The 6,021-nt window shown below is 28.1% G+C and carries 4 protein-coding genes and 1 pseudogene; all 5 read left to right on the forward strand.

What is annotated here, in order from left to right; translation table 11 throughout:
• The first annotated feature begins 405 nt into the window (after window positions 1-405).
• Window positions 406-1,203, forward strand: a complete 798-nt coding sequence (gene cas6, locus HG1285_RS06320) for a CRISPR-associated endoribonuclease Cas6 (protein WP_008288169.1) — start codon at window positions 406-408, stop codon at window positions 1,201-1,203.
• Window positions 1,204-1,412: 209 nt separating this feature from the next.
• Window positions 1,413-2,918 (forward strand): annotated as a pseudogene (gene cas8a1, locus HG1285_RS19115) (type I-B CRISPR-associated protein Cas8b1/Cst1).
• A complete protein-coding gene (gene cas7i, locus HG1285_RS06315) occupies window positions 2,911-3,867 on the forward strand; it encodes a type I-B CRISPR-associated protein Cas7/Cst2/DevR (RefSeq protein ID WP_008288172.1) in 957 nt (318 codons plus the stop codon). Before cas8a1 ends, cas7i begins: the two are co-directional and overlap by 8 nt.
• Before the next feature lie 2 nt (window positions 3,868-3,869).
• A complete protein-coding gene (gene cas5b, locus HG1285_RS06310; RefSeq protein WP_008288173.1) occupies window positions 3,870-4,586 on the forward strand; it encodes a type I-B CRISPR-associated protein Cas5b in 717 nt (238 codons plus the stop codon).
• Window positions 4,586-6,021 (forward strand): CRISPR-associated helicase/endonuclease Cas3 (locus tag HG1285_RS06305; RefSeq protein ID WP_008288174.1); only part of this gene is annotated, 1,436 nt, incomplete at its 3' end. The genes cas5b and HG1285_RS06305, both read left to right, overlap by 1 nt.

Below are 6,021 nucleotides of genomic sequence, written 5' to 3' on the forward strand. Positions count from 1 at the left end.
CATATAGTTCAGATAAAACCCGTTAATTAAATGTAATAAAAAAAATTCATGTTGGCAAGTATTTTCAAGCACTAAAAAAGATTAAAAAATTTTTTAAAATCCTTTTTGGAGAAGGTAGTTTGCATTAAACCTCCATTAATGCAAATATATTTTCTGTTATATTCTTGCTGAAGCTCATGAAAAGCCATTTTACACAGAAATATATTTTTCATTAAAAATGCAAAACTTAATGATAACTGTTATTAATAATAGCCCTTCTCCATTAAAATAATAAACATGGGGCTTTCTTATTCTTTTTCCAAGTAGCCTTATAAAAAATTATATAATAAAAATAAAAAAACTTGTCAGATTTTTACAGATTTGTACGTTTATTATATAAAAGACATTTAAGGGGAGTCAATTTAAATGAGAATGAAAATTTATATCAAAACAAACAAAACTCCTATACTTTACAAACACAAAGTAATGTCTCTTCTCAAAGAAGCGTTAAAAAAATCAGACAAAGATTATAAAGATTTTCTATATAAAGGTAAAATAACAAAACCATTTAGCTTTAATCTTGTTTTACCACCGAAAAGAAAACCCATAAAAGCAAAAATACAGATAGATGAAAACTTTACCATAGAAGATACAGTGTTTGAAATAGAAGAAGGTTATTTATCATTATTTGTTTCAGCTTTAGATTACCGCTTTTTAATAAGTCTTTTTAACGGTCTAAAAAGATTACATACTTTTAACTTTAGTTCAGATACAAATATGCTTGTTGATGGTGAAAAAATAACATGGGAAATTAAAAAAGTATCACCTATAAACGAAAAACCCATAAAATCAAGACATATAGTATTTAAAACAAACTCACCAATTGTAGTAGAAAATGGAAACGACAAGCCTGTTTTATTTTCAGATAAAAATTTTGAGTATCATTTAAATGAAATAACAGACAGAATACTAAAATCTCCTCATATAAAAGGCAAAGGCTTAGAAGAACCTCTTAAATTTAAGCCCATAAAAATGAATAAACAGGTAATAAAACACACTCTAAAAGCGTTCAGAGAAAAAACAGGAAAACCTATAATGTACCTTACAGGAAACTCAGGGATTTTTAAGCTCTCAGGGCATCCTAAGGATTTAGAAATTCTATACAAAATCGGCATAGGCAACCGCACAGGACAGGGCTTTGGGATGGTGGAGGTTTTGGGGTAATGGAAAAGGTTTATCTTGGAGATTGGCTTTATAATGCAGGAATAGTTGGCTTTTTAAACATAAACTCTCACTTGTGGGATGTAAAAGATGAAAAGTTAATATCAAAAGACGAAAATTTACTTAAATTTGGCGACAATTACATAGAATTTGACAGAAAAATATTTGATGGTTTTGCAGAAAGATTTTTTGATTACGCTTTTAAAGAATATATGAGTTTGTTCAATCATATTGGCAGACTAAAAAATTTAAAGGAAACCAAACTTAAGGAATTAGAGAATTCTTTTAACAGTAAAAACGAAAAAGAAGCTAAAAAAGTTTGGAAAGAAATTACAAAATCTTTAAAAGACATAGGTTTAAAGGATAAGTATTCTTATAAAGAGGAAATACCTGAAACTATAACTTCAACAGATGATGCAAATAAAGTCTTAGAAAATGCAATTTCTTATCTAAAAAATTTACCAGAAGAAGTAAAAAACAAAAAAGTTATAGATTATTTTAGATTTGGGAAATTTTTTCATAGAAATTGGTTGAATGCTTTATCTTTAGGAAGTTTTAAGAAAAAGTATGAGGAACATTTAAAAGAAAGCTCCTTAAAAGAACAAGAAATCAAAATAAAAAAGGAAAAAGTAAAAATACCCTGTTTTGTATGTTATCCTCTAAGAATAGCAAAGAAAGACAAAAGTTTTTCAACTTCATTAGCCTCCTTCGCAGGATTAAATGCTGATTTGCTTAATTTCTTTTATATGCCCAAAAATAGAAAAATTAAGTCAAAAATTGAACTCCCTCTTTGTGAAATTTGTGAGATTATTTATTTTTCATATTTTGCAGGGTTAACTCCAGTTAAGAGAGATGATAAAACAGTTTATTATTTTGTGAATTCCGACAATTCCATAGACGATTTAGTCAGAGAAAATAAACTGCTAAAAAATATTTTAACTACAGAAATTTCTGATAATATCCTTTTAGATTTCTTTACACAAGTAGTTTTGGAAACTTCTTACCGTGAAGCTGTTTACACCTTACAAAATATTGCAGTATTAGAACTTGACCTTACTAATGAAACAATGCCAAAAGTATATTCGTTTAATCTATCAAGAGAAAAAGCAAAATAGTTGAAGGAAGAAAAAAATAAAGAAAAATTAAAACTCTTTTCAAGAAAAAAATATAAGATAAAAAAGAAAAAAAATGAAATTACAGTTTCTATATTGCCAGAAATTATCTATTTACTAATAGAAAATAAATTATACTTTAATTATTTAAACAAACTTATAAAGTTTTACATTGCAACGCAGAACAACTCTAAAAACTATGAAACAAATATTAATACTTATCAGATTCAAGTTTTAAATAGCTTAATCTTTAGATTTTTAACACATGTAGGAGGAATAACAATGAATACTTCAGAGAAAGAAATACGGCGTATTTATAACAAAGGGAAAGAACTGGCAAATTTATTAAAGTCTAAAAATGCAGAGAACAAAATTCAGTCTGTTTCATACAAGCTCCTTAATGCTCTTAGAATTGGGGATACAAGAGAATTTATGGATGTTTTAATTAGAACATATATGGCTTACGGAGAAGAAATTCCATCATCTTTTATAAAAACCCTTTCAGACAAAGAAACTTTTTATGCTTTAGGATACAGCTTTTTAAATGGACTTTTAGGGGAGGAAAACCAATCAAAAAAACAAGAGGAGGTTAATCATAATGGCTAATTTAAATCCACATGGATTAACAGTTTCAATGATATTTGACGCTATGAGCTTAAACTATGGGGAAGGTGTTGGAAACATATCAGAACTTAAAAAATTATCAAGATCTGGAGAACTACTCTCTTATGAATCAAGACAGGCTATAAGATACGATATTTATAGAATGTTAAGGGAATTCTTTAATATTCCAGAAACTCCTATTAAGGAAGGAAAGAAAGATAAAAAAGAAACATTGCAGTTTGATCCGGATGCAAAAATAGATAAATATCCTGAAATAGATTTATTTGGTTATATGAAAACAACAGAAGGTGAAAATGCAATTACAAGACCAGCAGTAGTTAGGATATCTCCAGCGATTTCCCTTGAGCCTATGTTTTTAGATGTGGAGTTTGGAACGAACTTAAATATGGTAGAAAGAGCTCGTAAATTATTTCCAGATAAAAAGGATAAAATTAATCCAGATCCATTCCAGTTTGAACATCATCTATCTTTATATTCATACACAATAACAATAGAGCTTGATAGAATAGGAGAAGACCCTAATGATAACATTTCTCTTGCCCCTCAGGAAAAAGCCAGAAGAGTAAATATGGTTTTAGATGTTTTAAAAGTTTTAAATAGAAACATAAAGGGTAGAATGGAAAGTTTAAATCCATTGTTTGCAATTGGTGGTGTTTACAATGTAAAAAATCCATTTTTTATGGGAAGATTAAAAATACAATACAACAGGGAAACAAGGAAATATCTTTTAGATACTCCTATAATCCAATCTGTTCTTGAAATGTCTTTTAACGGAGAAGCAATAAAAGATAATACTCATATAGGTGTAGTAAAAGGATACTGGGAAAATGAGGAAGAGATACAGAAACTTGTTGAAGAGGATAAATTCCATAATGTAAATGACTTTTTTGAAGCGTTAAAACAAAAAGTAAATGAGTATTACGGTGTATAGAAATGAGACTGCTTAAAATAAAAGGTTATCAGGTTTTTGCAAACTATAGGAAACCTATGAGTTTTAATTACTGGGATACTTATCCTTTGCCACCGTTATCGACGATAAGAGGCTGGTTTCATACTGTTGTAGAAGCAACAGAGTATATTCCTATTGCGATGAGCATACAGGGAAAATTTGATGGAATAGTACAGGATTTACAAACTCTTATAAAATTTGATAGAAAAGAGAGAGTTAAAGAGAAAGGTTATCCATTATTAGAAGGATTTAATAAAGCATTTTCAAAATCTCCCACATATGTGGCAAATGTTTATGGAGTAAATCTAACTATCTATTTAAAAGCAAAAGAAATATATCTACAAAAATTCAAAGAAAACCTTCTTAAACTGGAATATCCTTCATTAGGAAGAAAAGAAGATTTGATTAGAATTGATTATATAGATTTTATTGAACCTGTAGAGAAAAGATTTTCTAAATTTAAAAGATTATTGATTAAAAACAGTATGTACTTAAATAAAGAAACGGCAGATAAATTAGGACTTAGTGGAATCAATTACAGAATGAATTTTAAGTATGATAAAGAACTATTAGATAAAACAGGACTTAGATATTTTGAGAAAAAAGATGTTGTATATGTAGATTCTGGATCAATAAAAAAAGGTCAGTTTTTAACTGACGAGGAAGAAGAGACATTAATAGATTTAATAGGTGATACCTAATGGATAAGATTTATGCAAAAATTTATTATGAAAATAATAGACCATATCCAGAAACATTAGAAAAACATACTTTAAACCTATTAAACGAGTTAGAAAGGTTAAAAAGGCTTTATGAAGATGAATTTAAAAAACTTGGAGTAAATGAAGATTTTTGGAATGCTTTAAAATTAGCCTGTCTGTTTCATGATTTAGGTAAAATTTCTTCACATTTCCAAGCTAAAATAAGAAGAATTTTAAAAGAAATATATAAAATTCCTTCAGAATTAAATAAAGAAATTCCTCATAATTATTTATCTGGAATTTTTTTATTCAATGAAAATCTTGAAAACATAATAAAAGAAGAGTTTTTTGATTATATTCTTTATTCTGTTCTTTTTCATCATGAAAGGGATATTGATTTTAGTGAAGATTACATAAATCAAGTTTTTCAAAAAGATCTTAAATCGAAAATTAATTTATTAAAATGGTTAGAAAATTTTGGAATTAAAATAGATAATATCGAAGAAAATGCACCTTCTTTTGTTTATGAAGAGATTATGAACTTTAAGAATTCTTCTTCAAAAAGTGTTCTAAAGTTAAAAAAAGATAAAACTTTTATCCTTTTGAAAGGATTACTTCATAGAATAGACCATTCAGCCTCCGCACATCTGCCAGTAGAACACGAAAGAATAGAAAATCCAGAAGGAAAATTATTAGAATATCTATCCCAAAAACCGAATTTTAAAGGACTTAAACCCTTTCAGCAAAAGGCAAGTGAGCTAAGAGATAAAAACGTTTTACTTACAGCCTCAACAGGAATTGGAAAAACAGAATTTGCAATTAATTGGATAGGGAAAGACAAAGCTTTCTACACACTTCCAGTTAGGGTGTCTGTAAATGCGATGTATGAAAGATTTAAAAGTATCTTTAGTAAAGATTATGTTGGGCTACTTCATAGTGATGCTTTATTTTATGGATTAAAAGAAAAAGATTTTGAATATACAGAAGATCTACTTTCAATAGAAGAACACATATCACGGACAGACTCTACTCGCCAATACTCGATGCCAATAACAGTAACAACAGCTGACCAGATATTTACTTCTGTTTTCAAATATCCAGGATATGAAAAAGTTTATGCAACTTTAATGTATTCAAAAATAGTTTTAGATGAACCGCAAAGCTATTCACCAGATACATTAGCAGTAATAATAAAAGGACTTCAAGAAATATCAAAATATGGCGGAAAATTCTGTTTTATGAGTGCAACTATACATCCTTTTGTTGTTAATCAGTTGAAAGAATGTGATATTGAAGTTTTAGAACCGGTTTTTAACCAGGAGAAAAAACATAAAATTAGATTAGAAGATAAACCAATAAAAGAGTTAGAACAGCAGATAATAGATGAATATCAAAAGGGCAAAAAGGTTTTAGTTATTACCAATACGGTTAAAAA

The sequence above is a fragment of the Hydrogenivirga sp. 128-5-R1-1 genome, assembly GCF_000171895.1.

Coding starts and splice junctions, on each gene's coding strand:
- cas5b (WP_008288173.1), top strand. CDS start 3,870: ATGAGACTGCTTAAAATAAAAGGTTATCAGGTTTTTGCAAACTATAGG.
- cas6 (WP_008288169.1), top strand. CDS start 406: ATGAGAATGAAAATTTATATCAAAACAAACAAAACTCCTATACTTTAC.
- cas7i (WP_008288172.1), top strand. CDS start 2,911: ATGGCTAATTTAAATCCACATGGATTAACAGTTTCAATGATATTTGAC.